A 22,145-nucleotide genomic window follows, 5' to 3' on the forward strand; every position below is an offset into this window, starting at 1 on the left:
CGGGAGGCCCGTGGCCAACTGGCCACGGGCCTCCCGTCCGTCTCCGGTCCCGTCCACGACACGTGACACGCGGACGTTTCAGGCGACGGCGCCGCGCTCGCGTTCGAGGCGCGCGATGCGCACGAGCGCGGCGCGCTCCGTCCCCGTCTGGTTGCCGAGCACCCCGCCGATCCCGTCGAGCACGAGTCCGGTCGCCCGGCCGACGGGCAGTTCGACGGGGCCGATCGCGGGGGCCCGCAGGCCGAGCATCGAGCGGTGGCGGGGGTCGAGCGTCGAGACGGCGCCCTGGAACAGCGCCTGGTAGCCGGGCCGCAGCATCAGCGCGAGCGGCGGGTTCTTGATGAACTTGACGACGTCGCGGGTGCGGGCCGTGACGGCCAGTTCGCCGCGGTCGAGGTACCCGTCCATCTGGGCGCGGAGCTCGGCCTCCGACTCCGGGGCGTCCTCGACGCGCATGAGCCGGCCGGCGGTGGCCCACTCGCGGACGTAGGCGTCGGCACCGCCGGGGATCGGACCGCCCCAGCGCTGCGCAGCGCGGAGGAACGCGTCGGTGAAGGCGAGGTGCACCCAGCGCGCCAGGTCGGGGTCGTTCGCCGCGTAGTCGCGTGCGATGCCGTGGCCGTCGACGTACTGGCCGCGAACGCGCTCGTGCAGGCGCAGCACCCACTCGCTCGCACCACGGGCGGTCGCGGTGTCGCCGTGCGAGACCGTGTAGATCCAGCGGATGGTGCCGGCGAGGCGGCCGAACGGGTCCTCGCGGTAGCGGGAGTGGTCGGCGACACCGGCGAGGGCTCCCGGGTGCAGGGCCTGCACGAGGAGTGCGCGGACCCCGGCGACGATCGTCTGCTTGCCGCCGTGCACCGCCCACGTCGCGGAACCGGGGCCGAAGAAGCCGGCGTCGGTGCCGTCCTCGAGTTCGTCGATCCACTCCGGCTTGCTCGTCGCCCCACCGGTGAACGTGTCGTTGAGGCGGGAGCGGAAGGCATCGGAGACGGAGGGCATGGCGTCATCGTCCGTCCGTCCCCTGGGAGCGCGCCCGGCTTCGTGCACCCCGATGGCGCCCGATGCTGGCCGATGCCGGCCGGTGCTTCCCAGCGGGCGCCGGGGTGGCCCGCTAGGTTGGGACGCGTGAGCATCGACACGCCTCGTCCCTGGCTTGCCTCGTACGCCCCGGGGGTCCCGCACGACATCGAGGAACAGCACGGTTCCCTGATCGACCTGGTCGAGGAATCGGCGCGACGGTTCCCGGGCAGGGTCGCGCTCGAGTTCTTCAAGCGGACGACCAGCTACGCCGACCTGCAGGAGCAGATCCTCCGCGCGGCGAACGGCCTCCGCAAACTCGGCGTCGGTGCCGGCGACCGGGTGGCGATCGTGCTGCCGAACTGCCCGCAGCACATCGTGGCGTTCTACGCGGTCCTGCGCCTCGGCGCGATCGTGGTCGAGCACAACCCGCTGTACACGCCGCGCGAGCTCCGCCACCAGTTCGAGGACCACGGCGCCAAGGTCGCGATCGCCTGGGACAAGTCCGTCGCGACGCTGCAGGACTTCCCTGCCGACGTGAAGCTCGACGCGATCGTGTCGGTCGACCTGACCCGCGCGATGCCCCGCAGCACCCGGCTCGCCCTGGCCCTGCCGGTGGCGAAGGCCCGCGAGTCCCGCGCGAAGCTCACCACCGCGGTGCGCGGCACGACGAAGTGGGACGACCTGGTCCACACCCGCAAGCTGTCGAAGCGGCACCCGCGCCCGTCGACGGACGACATCGCCCTGATCCAGTACACCTCGGGCACCACCGGCACGCCGAAGGGCGCGGTCCTCACGCACCGGAACCTGCTGGCCAACGCCGCGCAGGCTCGCGCCTGGGTGCCGCAGATCCGTCGGGGCGACAACGTCGTGTACGCGGTGTTGCCGATGTTCCACGCCTACGGCCTCACGCTGTGCCTGACCTTCGCGATGAGCATGGCCTCGCGGCTCGTGCTGTTCCCGACGTTCGACCCGGCGCTCGTGCTCACCGCGATCAAGAAGCACCCGCCGACGTTCCTGCCCGCCGTCCCGCCGATCTACGCCCGACTGCAGCACGCCGCCGACTCGGCGAAGGTCTCGCTCGAGGGCATCGAGATCGGCATCTCGGGCGCCATGCCGCTGTCGCAGGACATCGTCGAGCCGTGGGAAGCCCGGACCGGCGGGTACCTGGTCGAGGGCTACGGGCTGTCCGAGTGCTCCCCCGTGCTGATGGCGAACCCGGTGTCCCCGGAACGTCGCCTCGGCTCCATCGGTCTGCCGTTGTCCTCCACCGAGGCCCGCGTGGTCGACCCCGACGACAGCACGAAGGTGCTCGGCGTCGACGAGCCCGGTGAACTGCAGGTCCGCGGGCCGCAGGTGTTCCGCGGCTACTGGGGCAAGGCCGAGGCCACGGACGAGGTCTTCACCCCCGACGGCTGGTTCCGCACCGGCGACATCGTGGCGATCGGCGCCGACGGCTACGTCCGGATCGTCGACCGTCTGAAGGAGCTCATCATCACGGGCGGCTTCAACGTGTCGCCGTCCGAGGTCGAGGACGCACTGCTCAAGCACCCGAGCGTCAAGGAGGTCGCGGTCGTCGGCATCACGCAGGGCGGCAACGAGCAGGTCGTCGCCGCCGTCGTGCCGAAGGACCCGTCCTCGTTCGACGCCGCGGCGCTGCGGGCGTGGGCGCGTGACCAGCTGGCGGCGTACAAGGTGCCGCGTCGGGTCGTCGTGGTCGAGGACCTGCCGCGCTCGATGATCGGCAAGGTGCTGCGGCGGAAGGTGCGGGACCAGATCCTCGCCGACGACTGACGACTGACGACTGACGTCGTCAGTGCCCGACGCGCGTCAGTGCCCGACGCGCGTCAGCGCAGGCGTCGCCCCGGCACCGCGAGCACGGCGAGCCCGGCCACCACGAGTGCGATGCCGAGCCATCCCGTCGTGCCGAGGTGCTCCCCGACGACGAGCACGGCGAGCACCGCCGCGACCACGGGCTCGAGCAACGACACCAGGGTCGCGACCGCGGCGCCGACGGACCGCAACCCCACGGCGTACAGCGAGTGCCCGAGCACCGTCGGCACCAGGGCCAGGTACAGGAACACCGGCCAGTTGCCGCCCTCGCCGAGGTACGGTGCGCCGGCGAGGACCACCAGTACGATGAGCGGCACGGCAGCGATGCCGAACACGGCGCCGACGAGCCCGCGGCCGTTCGGCAGCCCCGCCGCGACGGCTTCGACCCCGGGCCCGCCGGGCACCGACACCGCCCCGGCCGCCGCGTGCAGTCCCCGCGCCACCGCCCACGAGTACAGCGCGTACGTGAGCCCGGCGAGCAGGGCACTGGCGATCCCGAGCGCGAGCGCACCACCACCGCCGTCGTGTTCCGACCGCGCCAGGGTCACGACGACCATGCCGGCCACGCTCACCAGCGTGGCGACGATCCACCTGCCGGTGACGGGCCTCCTGTCCGACACCCACTCCACGAGCCCGGCGAACACGGGTGACGACCCGATGGCGATGGTGGTGCCGAGGGCGACGCCCGCGTCGGCGAGGGCCGCGTAGAAAGCGACCGCGTAGACGACGAGCGCCCCTGCGCCGAGCAGCGCCCACCCCCGCGTGCGACGCTCGGCGACGGCGCGGAGCGTGCCACGTCCGGCGACGGCGGCGAGCACGAGTCCACCGATCCCGAAGGTGACCGCGCCGAAGACGAAGGCGGGGACGCCCGGGGCGAAGTGCGTCGCGGTGCCGGTGGTCCCCCAGACCGCGGCGGCGACGACCACCGCGGCGAGCCCACCGGCGGGCGTCGGGACCCGGCGCGCGCTGGCGGGACCCGTCACGAGACGTGGATGGACGGCCGGCGGTGGACGTCCGGTTCGGCTTCGCGCAGGACCTCGCGCGTGACGGGCGCGACGTCTCCGGCCCCGGTGAACAGGAACCGCAGGGCGTTCCGGATCGGGCTGCCCTCGTTCCACTCGAAGTAGATGCTCGGGACGACCCCGGCGGTGTCCCGGATCGCGAGCAGGGTCGAGGCGATGGTGTTCGGCACGTTGCCGGACCGGACCCGGAGCACACGGTGTCCGTGCACGACGTGCCCCTCGACCAGCAGGTCCTCTTCGAAGTCGGACGAGTCGGCGGGCAGCACCTCGAGGAACATCGTCGGGACGCGCGCCGGGATGCCGGAGTCGCGCCGTTCCTCGCGCCCCTTCGCCCGGTACGCCTCGGCGGTACCGGCACCCGGCTCGTTCGCGATGATGCAGACCGCGCTGAACTGGTCGGCGTCGGCCTCGACGAACTGCCGGGCCGTGGCGTCCAGCTCGATCGACGACGCGCGGAGCTCGAACGACCGGCGCACCCGCGAGACGAGCGACACCACGACGATGGCGATGATGAAGATCGCCGCGATCCGGACGCCGTCGGGCCGCTCGATGACGTTCGCGACCGTCGTGTAGACGAACACGACCGAGATGACGCCGAACGCGATGGTGCGCTTCTTCTGCTGCCGGCGACGAGCCGACAGGGTGACCGCGACCGCGGCGCTCGTGATCAGGACGAGCACGCCGGTGGCGTAGGCCCCGCCCTGGGCGTCGACGTTCGCGCGGAACACGATCGTGATCAGGAAGGCGATGAGCGTGAAGATGATGACGAGCGGCCGGGTCGCCCGCGCCCACTGCGGCGCCATGCCGTAACGGGGCAGGAACCGCGGCACCAGGTTGAGCAGGCCGGCCATCGCGCTCGCGCCGGCGAACCACAGGATCGCGACGGTCGAGAAGTCGTAGATCGATCCGAACACCCCGCCGAGGTACTGGTGCGCCAGGAAGGCCAGGGCCCGCCCGTTCGCACCGCCGCCCGGCTGGAACTCGTGCTGCGGGATGAGGAACGTCGTCGCGATCGACGAGGTGATCAGGAACGAGCTCATGATCACGGCCGCGACGGTCAGGAGCCGCTTCGTGCCGCGGATCCGACCCTCGGGCCGGGCACTCGTGTCGTCCGACGCGTCACCGCGCACCTGCGGCATCACCGCGACGCCGGTCTCGAACCCGGACAGGCCGAGCGCGAGCTTCGGGAACACGACGAGCGCGATGCCGACCATGACGAGGGGGTTGCTGTGCTGCGCGGTGAGCCCCGACCACCAGTCGCTGGCGACCATCGGGTGCTCGAAGACGTGCCAGAGCGCGACCACCACGACGACGGCGTTCAGCGCGAGGAACACCGCGACGAGGCCGACGGCGATGCCGATCGCCTCCTTGAAGCCGCGGAGGAACACGACGCCGAGCAACAGCAGCAGCGCGAGGGTGAGCGGGACGGGGATCTCGGTGAACCAGTGTGGCGTGTACGGGTTCTCGGCGATGTGCGCCGTGGCGTCCGCCGCCGACAGCGTCATCGTGATCATGAAGTCGGTGACGGCGAACCCGAGCAGGACGAGCACCAGGAGCTTGCCGGCCCACCACGGCAGGAGCTTCTCGAGCATCATGATCGACCCGGCACCGCGGAAGCTGTCGCTCGCGACCCGGCGGTACACCGGCAGCGCGCCGAACAGCGTGACGAGCACGAGCACGATCGTGGCGATCGGCGACAGCAGGCCGGCGGCGAGCGCGGCGATCGCCGGCTGGTACCCGAGGGTCGAGAAGTAGTCGACGCCGGTCAGGCACATGACCCGCCACCACGGGTGGGTCTTCTCGACCTCGACCTGGTGCGGACCCTGGTGGGATGCCCCTTGGTGGGCGCCCTGCAGCATCCAGCGACGCAGTCGGGTGCTGCGGTCGAGGGGTGGCTCCGTGGCGTCGCGCTGGGCGGCCCGCTCGGCGTCTGTCGCGGTCACGTGGACGATGCTAAGCCGTCCGGGTGACGCACGCGCGCACCCGGACGGCCCCTGTGGACGACTGCTACTTCGCGCTGATGCGGGTGTACTTGTTCACGGCCCACGGCACGAACACGACGAGCATCACGGCGATCCCGATCAGCACCGTCACGATCGGGTGCTGCATCGTCCAGATGTCCGGCACCGGCGCCGACCCGACGTTGCCGAACAGCTCGCGGGCCGCCTGCACGAGCGACGACACCGGGTTCCACTCCGCGAACACCCGCAGCACCAGGGGCAGCGTGTCGCTCGGCACGAAGGCGTTCGAGATGAACGTCAGCGGGAACAGGATCATGAACGAGGCGTTGTTGATGACCTCCGGCGTCTTGACGCTCATCCCGAGCAGCGCCATCACCCAGCTGAACGCGTAGCTGAACAGCAGCAGCAGGGCGATGCCGGCCAGGAACTCGAGCGGCGACGAGTTCACCCGCCACCCGACGGCCAGCCCGGTGAGCATCATGATCGCCATCGAGATCGAGTTGAGCACGAGGTCGGAGTTGGTCCGGCCGACGAGCACCGCGGACGCCGACATCGGTAGCGTGCGGAACCGGTCGATCAGGCCTTCCTTCAGGTCCTGCGCCATCGCCGACCCCGAGAACGTGGCCCCGAACACGACGGTCTGCGCGAAGATCCCCGCCATCAGGAACTGCGTGTAGTCGGTGCCCTCGACCGCGATCGCGCCGCCGTAGACCTGGCTGAAGAGCAGGACGAACATGATGGGCTGCAGCACCGCGAAGACGAGCATGTCCGGCGACCGCTTGATCTTGATGAGGTTCCGCTTGGTGACGGTCCAGCCGTCCTCGAACCAGATGGCGACCGGCGAGGTGACGACGACGGGCAGCTGCCGACCCGGCGCGATGGTGGTGGCGGTCATCGGGCCGTCTCCTTCTGCTTGGTGCCGGCGGCTTCGTCGGCCTCGTCCTCCGTCGCGGCGTGGCCGGTGAGCCGCAGGAACACGTCGTCGAGGGTCGGTCGGCGCATGCCCGCGTCGTGCAGCTCGATGCCGGCGTCACCGAGGTCGGCGAGCACCCGTTGCAGCGCGGCGGGGCCGGCTTCGACCGCGATGGCGTGGGTGCGGCCGTCGCCAGAGGCCTCGACGTCGCCGACGCCGTAGCGCCGCAGGACGGTCGTCACCGCGTCACCGTCGGTCTCGTCCACCAGGGTCACGACGACCCGGTGGCCGCCGACCTGCGCCTTGAGGTGGTCGGCGGTGCCCTCGGCGATGACCCGGCCGTCGTCGATGACCGCGATGTCGTCGGCGAGCCGGTCGGCTTCTTCGAGGTACTGCGTGGTGAGCAGGACCGTGGCGCCCTGGGCCACCAGGTCCTCGATGATGCCCCAGAGCGCCAACCGGCTGCGCGGGTCAAGGCCCGTGGTCGGCTCGTCGAGGAACAGCACGCGCGGGTTCATCACGAGTGCACCGGCGAGGTCGATCCGTCGCCGCATGCCACCGGAGAAGCCCTTCACCGGGCGGTCCCCGGCCTCGGCCAGGTCGAACACGTCGATGAGCTCACGGGCACGCTCCCGCGACGTCTTCCGGCCCAGGTGGTAGAGCCGCCCGATCATCTCGAGGTTCTCGAAGCCGGTCAGGTTCTCGTCGACCGCGGCGTACTGCCCGGACACCCCGATGGACCGCCGGGTGGCCTGCGGATCGGCGATCACGTCGATGCCGTCGATCGTGGCCGTCCCGGAGTCCGGGGTGATGAGGGTGGTGAGCACCTTCACGGTCGTGGTCTTGCCCGCGCCGTTCGGCCCGAGCAGCGCCTTCACGGTGCCCTGGGGCACGGACAGGTCGAGTCCGGCCAGTGCGTGCACCGGTCCGGACTTCGACCGGTAGGTCTTGGTCAGCCCGGAGGCTTCGATGATGGCCATGTCGCTCCTTCGTCGGACACGGTGGGTACCGGGGTCCGGTGGAGCGACGGCCGTCTCTCAGATGCCGAAGTCACCACCGAAGTCACTGGAGCCACCGCCGAAGTCGGATCCGCTGTCGCCCCAGCCCGCACTCTCGAACCCGCCGCCGTCGGACGCGCCACCATCGGACGCGCCGCCGTCACCGGAGTCGGCTCCAGTGTCCTCCGAACCACCGTCACCCGCAGCGTCAGTACCGCCATCGAACGATCCGGGGTCCGGCAGGAAGGCGCTCATGATCGCCGACCCGATGACGTAGCCGGCCACGGTGCCGAGGATCGAGGCACCGATCATGCTGCCGAACGACGGTCCGCCGCGCTGCCCACCGAAGCGGCCGCCACCACCGACGCCTCCGAGCGAGCGCTCCATGAAGCCCGGCTGGCGGATCTCGGACCGCGTCGCCGACTGCGCGAGCGAGCGGGGGTCGTCGCCGCGAGGGGCCTCACCGGGAGGCGCCGTGCGGGTGAACTCGTCGTAGACCATGCGGCGCTGTTCGTCGGTCAGCTTCGCGAACGCCTCGGCGTGGACCTCTTCGATGCGCTCGGGCGGCGCCGTGCGGAGCAGGTAGCGGTACCGCTCCACCGCGCGCTCGTCGTCGGTCGTCGCGCCCTGCTGCTGCGCGGGTGCACCGCCCCACTGCGGCACGCCGTACTGGCCGCCCTGCTGCTGGGCCGCCGGCACCCCCGTCGGCGCGGGCTGGTGGTACGACTGCTGGCCGTACCGGTAGCCCTGCTGCTGCGGTTGCTGCGGCTGCCCCCACTGGTTCTGCTGCGCGTCGTACTGCCGCGCGTCACCGGTGCGGTCGCGGTCCGGACGTCCGAGCAGGCGGTCGAGGAATCCCATGGTCGATGCTCCTTCGGGTGCACGGGTGATCCGGTCGGACCGCCCGTGGCCTGCCACCCTATGGAGCGCGGTCGGCCGCTGACTGAGCGCCCGCTCAGAGTCAGCCGTGCGCCGCCGCGCCCGCGGGCGCACCGTGCGCACCTGCACGACCCGTGCCGGGTTGGCAGCACCGTGCGCGCCTACAGCGCCGCACCCAGCGGCCGACCCCGCACCAGAACGCGGACCCCGCACCGTGCGCACCACCCACCCGACGGGAGGCCCGTACCCGACCCGACCCGCGCCTCCAGTCCGCACCGTGCGCACCTGCACGACCCGTGCCGGGTTGGCAGCACCGTGCGCGCCTACAGCACCGCACCCAGCGGCCAACCCCGCACCAGAACGCGGACCCCGCACCGTGCGCCGGCCACACCTGCCGCGCGCACGCGCCGGCTCAGCCCGCCGCCGCGCCCACGCCGTGCGCCGCCGCGCCCACGGCGAGCGCGGCCGTCCACACCGCGTGCAGCTCGTCCGCGGCCCCGGGGTGCGCCACCAGGAACGGCTCCCCCATGGGCGGGAAGCCCTCGACCGGACCGGAGCGGGTCAGCACGATCCCGCCGGCCTCGTGCACGAGCAGCACGGCGGCCCCGTGGTCGACCGGGTTGAACGCCGACACGCACCCGCCGATCCCCCGGCCGGCCGCGACCTGCGCGATGGTCAACGTGCCGGAGCCCTGCACCCGCAGCGTGCACGACCGGTCGGCCAGGGCGTCGAGGAACGCACCGAACCCGGGCCACGGCCGGTGCCCGTCGAGCTCGGTGCCGACGACCGCCCCGGCGAGCGGTCGCGGGGTGTCGTCCAGCTGCAGCGGACGGTCGCGCAGGGTGGCACCGCGTCCGCGCCGCGCCTCGAGGACCTCGCCCCGCCACGGGTCCGCGACGACCCCGACGAGCGGCCGACCACCGCGGGTCAGGCAGAGCGACATCGACGTCCAGGGCACGCCGTTCGCCAGGTTCGTGGTGCCGTCGACGGGGTCCAGGTACCAGCGGTGCCGGTCGCCGGGTGCGTCACCGTACTCCTCGCCGGTGAAGCCGTGGGTCGGGAACGCCATCCGGACGCGGGACCGGACGTGCTGCTCGACCAGTCGGTCCACGTCGGTGACGAGGTCTGCGGGGTTCGCCTTGGTCCGCACCTCGCTGACGGGGTGCTCGCGGGTGAAGGCGATGACCTCGTGCGCGACGCGGTGTGCCAGGGCCTGGGCGCGCGAGGCGACCTCGGTCTCGGTCGGTTCGCGGTCCCGTTCCGGCCAGCCGTCCCGCTCCGCCGACGACAGCGCGGCGCCGATCGCACCGACGTCGTTCGTGGTGATCGAGTCGACGCCGAGCCGTGCCGCCCAGAGCGCCGGTTCGGCCTCGTCGACGGTCCAGACGGCGACCCGCAGCCCCAGGGCGTGCGCAGCCTCGATCGTGCGCGGGGTGAGGAACGCGATGTCGAGGTTCAGGGTGGACGGGGTCAACGCCTCGAGGTCTGCCGGAGCGGGCGGGTCGAGCGACTCCCACGCGAGCCAGACGTCGGCGTCGGGCAGCACCGAGCGGACCGCGGCCATCGCCGCCGGCGCTCCGCACCACGCCACGGTGGTGGACGCGGTGGACCCCGCGACGGTGCGGGCAGCGACGAGTCCGTCGGCCGCGTCCGTCAGGTCGATCAGCAGCACCGAGTGGCAGCCGTCGAGCCGTTCGAGTGCGGCGTCGAGCCGCGGGATCCGGTCGAGGCCGTTGCCGAGCCGGGCGACGTCGCACCAGGCGACGTCGGACACTCGTCGGGCGTCGCCCCACATCCGGCCGAGGGTCTCGTCGTGCAGCAGGACGGCGACGTCGTCGGCCGTGCGACGGACGTCGACCTCGATGACCTCGGCGCCGAGCGCCTCGGCGACCGCGATGGCGGGCAGGGTGTTCTCGCGCCGGACCCGCGGCGCACCGCGGTGGGCGACGAGCCGTGGCGGACGCAGGCCGGGCCTCCCGGTCGGGCTGGTGGCGACCACCTGGTCGGCGGGCGCCGACACCGGGGCGCTCATCGGGTGCCCTCGAGCAGGGCGCCGTCGCGGTACACGAGCACCTCGCCGAGGCGGACCCCGGTCTCGGTGCCGACCGCCGGAGGTGCTCCGGTGACGAACGCGCGGAGCTCGGCGCCGTCGGCGGCCAGCACGACCTCGGCGAAGTGCCCGCGCATCAGCACGCGGGCGACGGTCGCACGGATCGGCGAGTCGTCGGTGAGCACGACCTGCTCGGGTCGGATCAGGACCGTGTCCGCGACGGTGGGGCTGACCGACGTGCCGGCCAGGAACCGGCCGGTGACGGGGCTCGTCGACCCGATGAACGACGCGACGAACCCGGTGGCGGGGCGGGCGTACAGCTCGGTGGGCGTCGCGATCTGCTCGATGCGGCCGTCGTGCATGACCGCGATCCGGTCCGAGATGCTGAGCGCCTCGTCCTGGTCGTGCGTCACGATCACGGTCGTGATGCCGAGACGCTGCTGGATGCGCCGGATCTCGTCGCGGACGCTCACCCGGAGCTTCGCGTCGAGGTTCGACAGCGGCTCGTCGAGGAGCAGGACGTCGGGCTCCTGCACGATCGCCCGCGCCAGGGCGACCCGCTGCTGCTCACCGCCCGAGATCGCGGTCGGTTTCGAGACGGCGTGGTGGCTCAGACCGACGAGCTCGAGTGCGTCGCGCACCCGCTCCGCCACCCGCTGCTTCGGCACGCGTCTGGTCCGCAGCGGGAACGCCACGTTCTGCGTCACCGTCATGTGCGGCCACAGTGCGTAGTTCTGGAACACCATCGCGCTCGGACGACGCTCCGGACCGATCGACGTGACGTCGCGGTCCCCCATCGTCACGACGCCGCCCTCGGCGGGCAGGAACCCCGCAACCATCCGGAGCGTCGTGGTCTTGCCGCAGCCGGACGGCCCGAGGAGCGAGACGAGCTCGCCCTTCGCCACGTCGAGGTCGATGCCGGCGACGACGTCGCGTCCGCCGAGCGTCTTGCGCAGTCCGCGGATGCTGAGTCCGCCGGTGCGGGACCGGTCGGTCGTGCTGCCGTCGGCCGGGAGGCCCGTGGTGCGTTCCGCGACGAGCGTTGCGTCCGTCATCTGGTCGCCTTTCGTGCTGGTGGTGGTCATCGGTGTCGGTCCGGGTGTCAGCTCGGTCGGTTGCGGCCGGGTCATCGGATCTGGAAGCCGTCCGCCAGGCGGCCGCCCATGATGTGCTTCCGGGCGAGGAGCAGCAGGACCACGGACGGGATGCTCAGCGCGATCGCGAACACCGCCGAGACCTGCCGTGGGGAGTTCAGGACGAGCGAGTACATCGCCGTCGGCATCGTCATGTACGTCGGGGCGCCGACCAGGTACGTGCCCTGCGCCTCGTCGAACGACGCCAGGAAGGACATCACCATCGCGACGAGGATCCCCGGCCACGCGATCGGGAACGTCACCCGCCAGAAGGTCCGCCAGCGGCTCGCTCCGGCGTCGCGTGCTGCCTCCTCGAGGGACCGCGGCACGGCCGAGAACGCGGCGGCGGGCAGCCACGTCATGAACACCACGCACCCGAGGACGTGCACGATGAGGATGCCGGTGACCGTGTTCATGAGGTTCAGCGCGGTGAACATGGCCGACATCGTGACGAAGAGGCCCATCTTCGGGAACGCGTTCGTGGCGAACAGCCCGACCAGGACGAGCCGTCGCCCAGGGAACTCGATGCGGCTGATCGCCCACGCGGCCGGCAGGCAGACCACCGCGGCGATGAGGACCGTCAGCGGGGCGAGGACGAGCGAGTTCTGGACGGCGACCGCAAGGCTCCGGTCCTCGAACACGGTGCCCCACCACTGCAGCGTCCAGCCGTCGGGCAACAGGTTCGGGTACGTCCACGTCGTGGCGAAGGCACGAGCCGCCAGCCAGAGGAGCGGACCGAGCACGAAGACGGCCAGCACGACGGCGGTCGCCCAGACCAGGGTGTTCCCGGTGAGTCGCTTGATCACGGCTGCTCCTGCTTCTGCTGCTGCTTCCGCAGCTCGCCGGCGTTCGCCCGGACCGTCGAGCGCAGGTAGAACACGCTCGCGGCCGCGGCGAAGGCGAACACGATGAACGCCATCGCCGTCGACTGCTGCGGGCGGTTGTAGGCCTGGAAGTACTTCGAGATGTCGACACCGAGCATCGTCGGGGCGTTCGGACCGGTGAAGTACGGCACCGTGAACGACCCGAGGACCCCGATGACGGTGAACGTCGTCGCGATGACGAGCGGGGTCGCCGCCATCGGCAGGAGCACCTGCCAGACCACCCGCCAGGTGCTCGCGCCGGCGTCCTTCGCAGCTTCGACCAGGGCGTCCGGGGTGCCCTGCAGCGCGCCGGCGATCATCAGCACCGCGAACGGCAGGCTCGTCCAGACGCTGCCGAACACCACGGCAACGAGGGTGTACCCCCACACCGGGACGTCGAGGCCGAACTGGGCACCGAGGCTGCGGAGGAAGCCCTGCGCATCGGTGAACGTCAGGACCGACCAACTCGCGATGACCACCGGCACGAAGAGCGGGACCACGGCCAGGACGCTGAGGCTCTTGCCGAGGAAACCACCGCGGAGCCGGAGGATCACCGCCACCGCCACGGCGAGCGCCACGGTCAGGCCGGTCGACAACGCGGTGACCCCGAGCGTCGCGACGAGGTCGCGCAGGAACGTGGCGTTGCCGAGCAGGGTGCCGTACACCGCGAACGAGAAGCCGCGCACGGTGTCGCCGCCGATGTCTGCGAGTGCCTGGTTCAGGCCGCCGGTGAACCCGAGGCTGAACAGGGCGGCGTTCACGACGGGCACGCCGACGAACAGGACCACGACGAGGACGGGCGCCGCGACGAGGGCGAGGCCCTGCCACCGCCGACGGCGGTCGAGCCGCTCCTGGACGGACAGCCGACCTGCGGTGTCCGCCGTGCCGTGGGCGGGCGACGGGACGGGCGGGAGGCCCGTGGCGGAGTCGCCACGGGCCTCCCGGTCGGTCGCCGGGCCGTCCTGGACGGTCTGGGTCACTGCGGGACCTTCGCGTCCCACGCCGCGTTCATGTCGGCGGCGAAGTCGCTCTGGAACCCGAGGCGGAGCTGCGAGGGGTTCGCGTCGGCGAACTGCTCCGCGACCGACGCCGGCAGGCTGTCGAGCGGGATGACCGGGTAGCCGGAGACGGCGCTCGCGACGAGCTGCTGCCCCTTGGAGCTCAGCACGAAGTCGGCGAGCTGCTCGGCGGCGGCCTTCTTGGCCTTCGGCTCGGTCTTCGGGATGCCGAGGAAGCTCGCGCTGCCGGTGAACGACGGGTCGGTGATCTGGATCGCCTTGACGGTCTTCGGGATCACGCCGGTCTTCTGCGAGGTGATGAACTGGTCGCTCCACACCGGCGCCATCGCGATCTGGCCGCTGCCGAGCAGCTGCACGACCTGGTCGTTGCCGTTCGGGTAGACCCCCTTCTGGTACGTCGAGGGGCCGAGGTCCTTGAGCGCTGCGAAACCCTTGTCCCACTTCGACTCGAGCGACTTGTCGTACGTCGTCTGCATCGTCGCCTGCTCATCCGCGGTCAGGTACTTCGCGAGCACCGTGGCCACGAACGAGCCGCCGGAGCCGCCGGACGACGGGGAGTTGTACGCGAACTGACCGGGGTTGGCCGTGATCCAGGCGAGGAGGTCGTCGAGGCTCTCCGGCGGGTCCGTCACCTTGCTCGAGTCGTAGGCGAGCAGGACGCTCGAGGCGCGGTACGGGATCGCGCTGTCGCCGCCCTGCTGCTTCGTGGCCTCGGGCACGTCCTTCAGGTTCGGGATCGTGCTGTCGCTGACCGTGCTGAGCAGTCCGGCCTTGCCCGCGGTGGAGACGAAGCCGGCGTCGACCAGGTCGTACGCGACGGACTTGCCGGCCTTGACCGCCGTGGCCAGGTTCGCCTGGGTCTGCGCGTCGTGCTCGCCGTGCAGGTCGATGCTCGTGCTGACGTGGATCTTCGGGTTCGCCTTCTCGAAGGCGGGGATGAGCGACTTGTCCCAGAGGTCCTGGACGTTCGTGTCGCCGCTGATGAACACGGTGAGGTTCGTGGTGCCGCCGCTCGTGTCCGCGGCGTTCGAGGCGTTGGCGCTCTGGACGCAGCCGGACAGTGCGACGGTCGCGGCCGCCGCGATGGCGAGGCCGGCGAGGACTCGGGTCTTCACGTGGGTTCTCCCTGTTCCGTGGGGTGGGGGTCGTGCGGGGTGGGGGTAGTGCTGGCCGCGTGGGAACGTTCCCGCGCCGAGGTCGAGTGTGGCGCTGCCGGGTGAACGCCGGGTGCCGCGGGCGTCGCCGCCGGGTGAACTCCGGGGGTGCGTGGCCGGCTGGGGCGGCGGGGGCGCGGGGTCGGGGGCGGCGGCGGGGTCGGCGGCGGCGCGCCCGCACCGTGCCGGCCTCGCCACCTGGTGCGAGGTTGACCGCTCCGTGCCCGCCTACAAGTTCGCACCAAGCGGGCAACGCACCCCCGACCGACGAAAGGCGCACGGTGCGAAGTCGGTCGGACCCACCGATGACCTCGTACCGAGCTGACTTCCTGCCGCCGACCGCGCGACTTCGCACCGTGCGCCGCCTGCAGGGCCGGAACAAAGTCGCACGGTGCGCGGTCGAGCGGTCTCAGCGCGACATCCGCACGCCAGCCTGACGGAGCTTCGCCCGCAGGGTCCACTCGTTCCGCAGGTCGGACCAGGTCAGCCGGAGCACGATCCGGACCTCGGGGAACGCGCGGAGACGGTCCTCTCGGATCTTCTCGTCGAGTAGTGCTTCCTCAGGGGTACGCCCGCGCAGGTACTCACGGCGCTGGTACTTGACGGCACCGTCGAACTCCACCACCACCCCGGACTCCGGGAACCAGAAGTCCACGACGATGTCCGGCTCGCCCGCCGTCCGGAACCGGTGTTGGAGGACGGGGGTCGGCGTACCGAACTGGTCGAACCGGGCGCGTGCGTAGGACTCCCCGGGTGAGTCCGACGCGGCGTCGGCGAAGTCGACGGCCCGCAGTGCTCGCCGCCGGCCCTTCTGTCCCCGCCGCTCCACGGCCGACCGGACCAGGTCTCGCTCCACCGCACGGCGGAGGAGCGAGTCAAGGGCGACGATCGCATCGGTGAAGGGCAGCGTGAGCGCCAGATCCGTCGCCAGCCGCTCCAGCCCGCACAGCACCAGCCCATCCGGTGTCGTCACTGCTCGTCGGTTCCGCTCGGGGTCGAGGTCCGCGTGCACGATGAAGGTCGCGTTGGTGGTCCGCCGGTCGCCGCCGCTCGAGGTCACGTGGATCCGCGTCGGTGGCGGGGTCAGGAGCGGCACGCCGAAGACCACCGCCGCGGACACGTGGGACACCAGGTCTCCTGGCCGAATGCGGTCGGCGAACGAGCGCACGCGGACGTGGTGCTGCTCGGTGGTCCGGAGTGCTGCCCATCCAGCGGCCTCCGCGTACAGACCGCGTGCGACCCGGATGAGCTCTCCTGCCGCCGCCCGTCGTCTGATGACGTCGGACTCGTCAGGCCGCTGCGCTGATGTTCGGTAGGTGAGGACTTCGGGGACTGGTGCGAGCTTGAGGTTCATCGACATGCCCCGATGGTCGGGAACCCGGTGGACGAACGCAGCGCCGGACACGAGCCCTGTGGACGGATCATCGCCCGCAGGCCGTGTGGAGGAATGAGTCCCACCACCGGAGGCTGCGAGACTGTCCGGGTGAACACACGCACCTGGGGTTGGCTCGCAGCCGTCATCGACGTCGTCCTCATCGTCGTCTTCGCGCTCATCGGCCGTTCCTCCCACGGCGAGGGCAACACCGCACTGGGGATCTGGACCACCGTCTACCCGTTCCTGGCGGGCTGGGCGATCGGGTACGTGACGAGTGGAGCCTGGGCCCGCCCGCTGCGCTTCTGGCCGACCGGCGTCGTCGTCTGGATCCTCACGGTGTTCGTCGGCATGGCGATCCGCGTCGCCACGGTTCAGGGCGACGTCGACGGCAACCCGCTGCCGATCTCCTTCGTCATCGTCGCCACGATCGTGCTCGGGGTGTTCCTCCTCGGATGGCGCGCGATCGCCCGCGGGGTGCTGCGCTTCACCGCGTCGCGGTCCCGGCAGGACGCCGCCGCGACCGAGGCGTGAACGGCAGCCGCGTGAACGGCAGCCGCGGGTCCCAGCCGACCATCCTCGACGTCGCCGCACGAGCAGGCGTCTCGAAGTCCGCGGTGAGCCGTGTCCTCTCCGGCACCGGACGGTTCTCCGACGAGACCCGTGAGCGGGTCGAGCGCGCCGCAGCCGAGCTCGGGTACGTCGCGAACGCCATGGCACGCGGGCTCGTCAGCGGTCGGACGCACACCATCGGCATGCTCGTCCGCGACGCGTCGTCGATGGTCTACACCGCACTGCACGCCGTGATGGAGCGCCGCGCGTCCGAGCTGGGCTACCGCGTCGTCACCACCACGGGTGTCGGCCGTGTCGAGGACGAGAAGTCCGCACTCGCCGCACTCGTGTCGATGCGGGTGGACGGCCTCGTGGTCTGCAGCGGCTTGATGCCGTCGGCCGACATCGCCGAGTTCGCCCCGCGGATCGCCACCGTGGTCGCCGGTCGGCCCGAACTCCACCCGGCACTGTCCAGCGTGTACTGCGACGAGGTGGACGGTGGCGCGACCATCGCCGACGCCGTCGCCGACGCCGGCCACGGCACGGTCGCGGTGCTCACCGTCCCACTCGACAACGCGATCACGCAGCACGCCCGCTCGACGGCGATGGTCGAACGGCTCCGCGCGCGTGGTGTCCGGGTCATCGACATCGACGCCAGCTTCGTGCGGCCGCCCGACGACCTCGCCGCTGATCTGGTCGACGCGATGCACGAGTCGGACGTGACCGCGGTGATGTGCCCGACGGACCGGCTCATGCTCGACGTGTGCGAGGCGCTCGCCCGCCGCGGTGTCCGGGTCCCGCACGATCTGTCGGTCACCGGGTTCGACGGCGTGTACCCCCTCGCGAGCGACTGGATCGGGTTCACGACGCTCGAGCAGCCGATCGAACGCATCGGCCGCGAGGCGATCGACCTCGTCATCGGCCGGATCGACGACCCGACGCGTGCCGTCGAGCACCGCTCACTCCGGGGCACGGTCGTGCCCGGCCGCACCCTGCTCCCCCGCTGAGTGACGGACCTCGCCGACCTCGCACCGTGCGAGGAGCCTGCGCGAACGGTGCGAGGTTCCGTACTCGGTGCACCGTGCTGCGCCTCGCACGGACGCCGGAACCTCGCACCAGACGCACGACGCACAGCGCTCAGAACAGCCCGCTGCGCGGCCCCTCGTCCGGACCGTCGAACCCGCGGAACATGTCGGACACGAGCGCCTCGATCTGCGGTTCGACCAGGCGCTCGACCGCCTCGGCGATGCGCGGCCGGTGGTCGATGAGCGCCAGGCACACCGCCGTCCCGGTCGAGCGAGCGCACTCATCGGACAGCTCGATCTCGTGCCGGAGCGCCGCCTTCGCCTCGTCCGACAGCGGCTCCCGCGGTGTCTGCTCCCCCGCGCCCGTCCCCGCCAGCTCCCCGAGCGTGAAGAGGAACGGCGAACCCGGCGAGGGCTCGGGATCGACGTCGAGGCCCTGGAACTCGGGCGACAACCCCTCCGCCGGCTGGTACCCGGCGTGCCGCTTCCGCGCCGCCGCACGCTCGAGCTCGCGCTGCAGCAGCGGCAGGTTCTTGGCGGTGTAGTCGTCGACGGCGTCCTCGACGATGGTCGAGATCCGGCCGATGAGCGCGTGCTGGACGGCGTGCGGGACGTCCTGCCCGAAGCCGGCGGCACTCGCGATCGGGGATCCGGTGCACTTCCGGCAGATGCGGGTGCGCGGGCGCGCGGTCCCGATCTGCCAGCGCGGCAGCCAGCGCAGCCAGACGTCGACAGCGCTGCGCACGCGTCCGTCGATGCCGTCCATGCCCCAACGATACGGAGCGGAGGCGCGGATCACCCGCTCATTCCGCTCGCCGACCAAGATCGGCCGGGTTCTCAGGCCTTGGGTTCCGTCACGAAGTCGATGAGCTCCTCGACGCGGCCGAGCAGCTGCGGCTCGAGGTCGGCGAAGGTGCGCACCTGACCGAGGATCCGCTGCCACGCCCGGGCGATGTCGGCCTGCTCGGCGTTCGGCCACCCGAGCGCCTGGCAGATCCCCTTCTTCCACTCGATCGACCGCGGGATCGTCGGCCACGCCTGCAGTCCGACGCGTGCGGGCTTCACGGACTGCCAGACGTCGACGAACGGGTGCCCGACGACGAGGACGTGCGCGCCCCACTTGCCGCGCATCACTGCCTCGGCGAAGCGGGACTCCTTCGACCCGGGCACCAGGTGGTCGACGAGCACGCCGACGCGACGGTCACGGGTCGGCTGGAACTCGTCGAGGACGTCAGCCAGGTTGTCGACGCCGGAGAGCTCCTCGACGACGACGCCCTCGACGCGCAGGTCGGCGCCCCAGACCTTCTCGACGAGCTCGGCGTCGTGCTTGCCCTCGACCATGATGCGCGAGGGCAGGGCCACCCGGGCACGCTGCGACTCCACCGCGAAGGATCCGGACGCGGTGCGGAGGCGACCACCGTCGGACGCCTGCCGCACGGCGGGCGCTGCCCCGGGCCTCCAGTCCGAGTGAACGGAACCCAGCGAACCCGGCGAGCCGGCAGCGGCTGCGGCAGACCGGCCGACCGGCGCCTGCGGGCGGCCCAGCGTGACGAGCTCGCCCTCGAGCAGGAACTGCCCGGTGAAGGGGAAGGAACGGGTGCGGCCCTTCCAGTCCTCGAGCGCGATGTTGCCCGCCTCGAGTCCGACGACGGCGCCGGCCCACCCGGAGTCCGGGTCCTCGAGCACCATGTCGCGTTCGAGCGGCACCTGCCGCACCTTCTTCACCCCGCGGGAGCGCCAGTCTCCCGAGAGCACGTCCCCGCCGTACCGGTCGTCGTCCACCCGCACGAGGGTACTGTCGACGTCGGCCCGGACGACGTCGACCGCGCCGACACCCACCATCTCGACGGAAGGCCTCCCGTGCGCGCAGCCATCATCCACGCCCCAAACGACATCCGTGTCGAGGACCGCGACCAGCCCGACCTGATCACGCCGAAGGACGTCGTCGTCAAGGTCGTCGCCGCGTGCGTGTGCGGCTCGGACCTGTGGCCGTACCGCGGCGTCACGAAGACGAAGGAGCCCCGGCCGATCGGGCACGAACTCGTCGGCGAGGTCGTCGCCGTCGGCGACGCGGTCACCGACCTGCACGAGGGCGACTTCGTGATCTCCCCCTTCACCATGAACGACGGCACCTGCCAGGCCTGCCGCCACGGGATGACCAGCGGCTGCGACCACCTGTCCGGCTTCGGCGGGAAGGACGCGTACGGCGACCCGGTCGGCGGCGCGCAGGCCGAGTACGTCCGCATCCCGGACGCGTCCGCCACGCTGGTCGCGGTGCCCGGCCCCGTCGACCCGGCGCTCGTGCCGTCGCTGCTGACCCTGTCCGACGTCTTCTCCACCGGGCACCACGCCGCGGTGTCGGCGGCGGTCGGTCCGGGCAAGACCGTCGTGGTGGTCGGCGACGGCGCGGTCGGCCTGTCCGCCGTGCTCGCGTCGAAGCGACTCGGCGCCGAGCGCATCATCGCCATGAGCCGGCACGCCGATCGCCAGGCGCTGGCACGCGAGTTCGGCGCGACGGACATCGTGTCCGAGCGCGGCGAGGAGGGCGTCGCGGCGATCCGCGAGATGCTCGGCGGCGACCTCGCCGACTGCGCGGTCGAGGCCGTGGGCACCGAGGAGAGCATGGACCAGGCGCTGCACTCGGTGCGCGCGGGCGGCAACCTCGGCTTCGTCGGGGTCCCGCACGGCGTGCCGACGATCGGGACGCGCTACCTCTTCGACACGAACATCACCGTCGCGGGCGGGATGGCGCCGGCACGGAAGTACATCCCGGAACTGCTGCCCGACGTGCTGTCCGGAGCGATCGACCCCGGGCGCGTGTTCGACCTCGAGCTGCCGCTCGACGAGGCCGCCGAGGCGTACCGGGCGATGGACGAGCGCCGGGCGATCAAGGTGCTGCTGCGGCCGTAGGCGCCGGTCGCTCGCGGGCACCCGGCCGGCGGTCGGCGGGCCTCTGTCGGGGCGGCACGTTTCGCGCAGCAGAACGCGTGTTTCGAATCGGTAAACAAACCTTTCAGTAAAGAAGGTTGTCCGTTACAGTCCTCGACATGACCACACGAGGACGCACCCCCGGCCAGCCCGGTCTGCTGCGCGTCCTGAACGACCGGGCGGCCCTCGAGCTGCTGCTCGACGACGGCCCGCTCACGCGCAACGAGATCGCGCAGCGCACCGGGCTCAGCAAGCCCACCGCGGCCGAGATCATCCGCCGGCTCGAGTCGGCTGCGCTCATCCGCCAGGCCGGCACGGACACCCAGGCCGGGCGTCGCGGGCCGAGCGCCGTCGTGTACGAAGCGATCACCGACCGCGACCTCGGTGTCGCGGTGGACGTCCAGCTCGTCGACGTCCGGTCGACCGTGGTGGACGCCGCCGGTCGCACGTTCCCGGTCGCCACGCACCGGATGTCCGAGGCCGAGGTGCGCTCCCCCGGCGCCGACATCGTCGCCGCAGCGATCTCCCGCGCAGCCGCCGCGGCCAGCGTGGACCCCGAGCTCGTCACCGCCGTCGCCGTGGGCGTGCAGGCGAGTGTCGACCACGCCACCGACACCCTCATCTTCACCGACGGACTACCCGGCTGGCCTCGTGAGCAGGTCAGCGCGACCCTCTCCGCCGAGCTCGGCGTCCACGTCGTCGTCGAGAACGACGCCAACCTCGCTGCCATCGCCGAACGCAACATGGGCGCCGGTCGGGCTCCCGGGTCGTTCGCGCTCTTCTGGATGGCCGAGGGCCTCGGCATGGCCCTCGATCTGCACGGTCACCTGCACACCGGCGCCTCCGGTGCCGCGGGTGAGATCGGCTACCTCAGCGTGCCTGCCGACGCACGCTCCATCGACCCGACGGCCACGATCGTCGCGGACCTCATCTCCGAGCCCGCGATCATCGCCCTGGCCGCCGAGCACGGGATCACGGCACCGGACGGCACCGCAGCCGACTGGCGCCAGGTGCTCCCGCAACTGCCCGGCCTGCCCGAGCAGCACCCCTTCACCGTCGCCCTCGGCGAGCGCGTCGGGCACAACGTGCTCCCCGCCCTCGCCGTGGCCGATCCCGAGACGGTCGTCCTGCACGGCCCGACCGGGATCGCCGGTGGCCCCGCCCTGGCCGCCGCCGTGACCGCCTGGCTCCGGACCCGCTCGCGCTGGTCCACCGCCGTGGTCGCGCCCGGCGTCCCCGACACCCCCGTCCTGCACGGTGCGCGGCACGTCCTCATCGACGTCGTCCGCACCGCGCTCGCGGACCGGCTCGAGCGCATCAGTGACGATGCCCCGACGCCGGACCCCGTCGAGCGCCCCTGAACGTTCCACCCGCACCACTCGAGGCACCATCACCCAGCCCTGTCACAGGGCTCTTCGTCGCG

Annotated in this window: 19 protein-coding genes; 5 read left to right on the forward strand and 14 right to left on the reverse strand. The window is 71.9% G+C overall.

Annotated elements, in window-relative coordinates:
* Positions 1–78 precede the first annotated feature (78 nt).
* Positions 79–1,002 (reverse strand): oxygenase MpaB family protein, encoded by a 924-nt coding sequence (locus tag M4960_RS14915; protein WP_123673206.1) that lies wholly within the window; start codon positions 1,000–1,002, stop codon positions 79–81.
* Positions 1,003–1,074: 72 nt separating this feature from the next.
* On the opposite strand from M4960_RS14915, the gene M4960_RS14920 reads away from it, so the two are divergent.
* Positions 1,075–2,814: a long-chain-fatty-acid--CoA ligase gene (locus M4960_RS14920; RefSeq protein ID WP_254067073.1), complete on the forward strand. Its 1,740-nt coding sequence runs from the start codon at positions 1,075–1,077 to the stop codon at positions 2,812–2,814.
* Positions 2,815–2,867: 53 nt separating this feature from the next.
* On the opposite strand, the gene M4960_RS19810 is transcribed toward M4960_RS14920, so the two are convergent.
* From M4960_RS19810 to M4960_RS14975, 11 genes are all read right to left on the reverse strand, one after another.
* Entirely contained in the window at positions 2,868–3,836 is a 969-nt protein-coding gene (locus M4960_RS19810) for a DMT family transporter (protein ID WP_248704647.1), read from the reverse strand.
* Positions 3,833–5,734, reverse strand: a complete 1,902-nt coding sequence (locus tag M4960_RS14930) for an amino acid transporter (protein ID WP_216834741.1) — start codon at positions 5,732–5,734, stop codon at positions 3,833–3,835. Before M4960_RS14930 ends, M4960_RS19810 begins: the two co-directional genes overlap by 4 nt.
* A gap of 148 nt (positions 5,735–5,882) precedes the next feature.
* Positions 5,883–6,731 carry an ABC transporter permease gene (locus M4960_RS14935; RefSeq protein ID WP_123294045.1) on the reverse strand — a complete coding sequence of 283 codons (849 nt, stop codon included), beginning with the start codon at positions 6,729–6,731 and terminating at the stop codon, positions 5,883–5,885.
* Complete coding sequence (locus M4960_RS14940) at positions 6,728–7,729, reverse strand: ATP-binding cassette domain-containing protein (RefSeq protein ID WP_173169532.1); 1,002 nt, start codon at positions 7,727–7,729, stop codon at positions 6,728–6,730. The genes M4960_RS14935 and M4960_RS14940 overlap by 4 nt, the downstream gene beginning before the upstream one ends.
* Positions 7,730–7,786: 57 nt before the next feature.
* The gene (locus M4960_RS14945) at positions 7,787–8,608 is read right to left on the reverse strand and encodes a hypothetical protein (protein ID WP_248704648.1); all 822 of its coding nucleotides are present in this window, start codon (positions 8,606–8,608) and stop codon (positions 7,787–7,789) included.
* A 430-nt stretch (positions 8,609–9,038) separates the two neighbouring features.
* Complete coding sequence (locus M4960_RS14950) at positions 9,039–10,658, reverse strand: inositol monophosphatase family protein (protein ID WP_248704649.1); 1,620 nt, start codon at positions 10,656–10,658, stop codon at positions 9,039–9,041.
* A complete protein-coding gene (locus M4960_RS14955; RefSeq protein ID WP_248704650.1) occupies positions 10,655–11,731 on the reverse strand; it encodes an ABC transporter ATP-binding protein in 1,077 nt (358 codons plus the stop codon). Before M4960_RS14955 ends, M4960_RS14950 begins: the two co-directional genes overlap by 4 nt.
* 71 nt (positions 11,732–11,802) lie before the next feature.
* Positions 11,803–12,615: an ABC transporter permease gene (locus tag M4960_RS14960; RefSeq protein ID WP_123340755.1), complete on the reverse strand. Its 813-nt coding sequence runs from the start codon at positions 12,613–12,615 to the stop codon at positions 11,803–11,805.
* Complete coding sequence (locus tag M4960_RS14965) at positions 12,612–13,652, reverse strand: ABC transporter permease (protein ID WP_131845380.1); 1,041 nt, start codon at positions 13,650–13,652, stop codon at positions 12,612–12,614. The genes M4960_RS14960 and M4960_RS14965 overlap by 4 nt, the downstream gene beginning before the upstream one ends.
* Positions 13,649–14,806, reverse strand: coding sequence for an extracellular solute-binding protein (locus M4960_RS14970; protein ID WP_131845379.1), 1,158 nt, complete (start codon positions 14,804–14,806; stop codon positions 13,649–13,651). Before M4960_RS14970 ends, M4960_RS14965 begins: the two co-directional genes overlap by 4 nt.
* 448 nt (positions 14,807–15,254) lie before the next feature.
* Positions 15,255–16,205 (reverse strand): hypothetical protein, encoded by a 951-nt coding sequence (locus tag M4960_RS14975; protein WP_159573434.1) that lies wholly within the window; start codon positions 16,203–16,205, stop codon positions 15,255–15,257.
* A gap of 123 nt (positions 16,206–16,328) precedes the next feature.
* Here M4960_RS14975 and M4960_RS14980 point away from each other — a divergent pair, with 123 nt between their 5' ends.
* A complete protein-coding gene (locus tag M4960_RS14980; protein ID WP_248704651.1) occupies positions 16,329–16,751 on the forward strand; it encodes a DUF3054 domain-containing protein in 423 nt (140 codons plus the stop codon).
* A gap of 11 nt (positions 16,752–16,762) precedes the next feature.
* Positions 16,763–17,776, forward strand: a complete 1,014-nt coding sequence (locus M4960_RS14985; RefSeq protein ID WP_194673589.1) for a LacI family DNA-binding transcriptional regulator — start codon at positions 16,763–16,765, stop codon at positions 17,774–17,776.
* 130 nt (positions 17,777–17,906) lie between these two features.
* On the opposite strand, the gene M4960_RS14990 is transcribed toward M4960_RS14985, so the two are convergent.
* Complete coding sequence (locus M4960_RS14990; protein WP_123294054.1) at positions 17,907–18,560, reverse strand: spermidine/putrescine ABC transporter substrate-binding protein; 654 nt, start codon at positions 18,558–18,560, stop codon at positions 17,907–17,909.
* Between the two features lie 71 nt (positions 18,561–18,631).
* Positions 18,632–19,576, reverse strand: a complete 945-nt coding sequence (locus M4960_RS14995) for a DUF3097 domain-containing protein (protein WP_248704652.1) — start codon at positions 19,574–19,576, stop codon at positions 18,632–18,634.
* A gap of 78 nt (positions 19,577–19,654) precedes the next feature.
* Between M4960_RS14995 and M4960_RS15000 the strand changes: the two genes are divergently transcribed.
* Both M4960_RS15000 and M4960_RS15005 read left to right on the forward strand, forming a co-directional pair.
* Positions 19,655–20,704 (forward strand): zinc-binding dehydrogenase, encoded by a 1,050-nt coding sequence (locus M4960_RS15000; RefSeq protein ID WP_248704653.1) that lies wholly within the window; start codon positions 19,655–19,657, stop codon positions 20,702–20,704.
* Positions 20,705–20,841: 137 nt separating this feature from the next.
* Positions 20,842–22,083, forward strand: a complete 1,242-nt coding sequence (locus tag M4960_RS15005; protein WP_248704654.1) for an ROK family transcriptional regulator — start codon at positions 20,842–20,844, stop codon at positions 22,081–22,083.
* The last annotated feature ends 62 nt before the right edge of the window (positions 22,084–22,145 follow it).

Source organism: Curtobacterium sp. MWU13-2055 (assembly GCF_023242305.1).
In the GTDB taxonomy this organism is placed as follows: Bacteria; Actinomycetota; Actinomycetes; order Actinomycetales; family Microbacteriaceae; genus Curtobacterium.

Excerpts from the sequence above, each read along its gene's own strand:
- M4960_RS14920 (WP_254067073.1), top strand. The coding sequence starts at position 1,075 with ATGCCGGCCGGTGCTTCCCAGCGGGCGCCGGGGTGGCCCGCTAGGTTG.
- M4960_RS14930 (WP_216834741.1), bottom strand. The coding sequence starts at position 5,734 with ATGCTGCAGGGCGCCCACCAAGGGGCATCCCACCAGGGTCCGCACCAG.
- M4960_RS15005 (WP_248704654.1), top strand. The coding sequence starts at position 20,842 with ATGACCACACGAGGACGCACCCCCGGCCAGCCCGGTCTGCTGCGCGTC.
- M4960_RS14915 (WP_123673206.1), bottom strand. The coding sequence starts at position 1,002 with ATGCCCTCCGTCTCCGATGCCTTCCGCTCCCGCCTCAACGACACGTTC.
- M4960_RS14950 (WP_248704649.1), bottom strand. The coding sequence starts at position 10,658 with ATGAGCGCCCCGGTGTCGGCGCCCGCCGACCAGGTGGTCGCCACCAGC.
- M4960_RS14975 (WP_159573434.1), bottom strand. The coding sequence starts at position 16,205 with ATGTCGATGAACCTCAAGCTCGCACCAGTCCCCGAAGTCCTCACCTAC.
- M4960_RS14935 (WP_123294045.1), bottom strand. The coding sequence starts at position 6,731 with ATGACCGCCACCACCATCGCGCCGGGTCGGCAGCTGCCCGTCGTCGTC.
- M4960_RS14945 (WP_248704648.1), bottom strand. The coding sequence starts at position 8,608 with ATGGGATTCCTCGACCGCCTGCTCGGACGTCCGGACCGCGACCGCACC.
- M4960_RS14990 (WP_123294054.1), bottom strand. The coding sequence starts at position 18,560 with ATGGACGGCATCGACGGACGCGTGCGCAGCGCTGTCGACGTCTGGCTG.
- M4960_RS14940 (WP_173169532.1), bottom strand. The coding sequence starts at position 7,729 with ATGGCCATCATCGAAGCCTCCGGGCTGACCAAGACCTACCGGTCGAAG.
- M4960_RS14955 (WP_248704650.1), bottom strand. The coding sequence starts at position 11,731 with ATGACGGACGCAACGCTCGTCGCGGAACGCACCACGGGCCTCCCGGCC.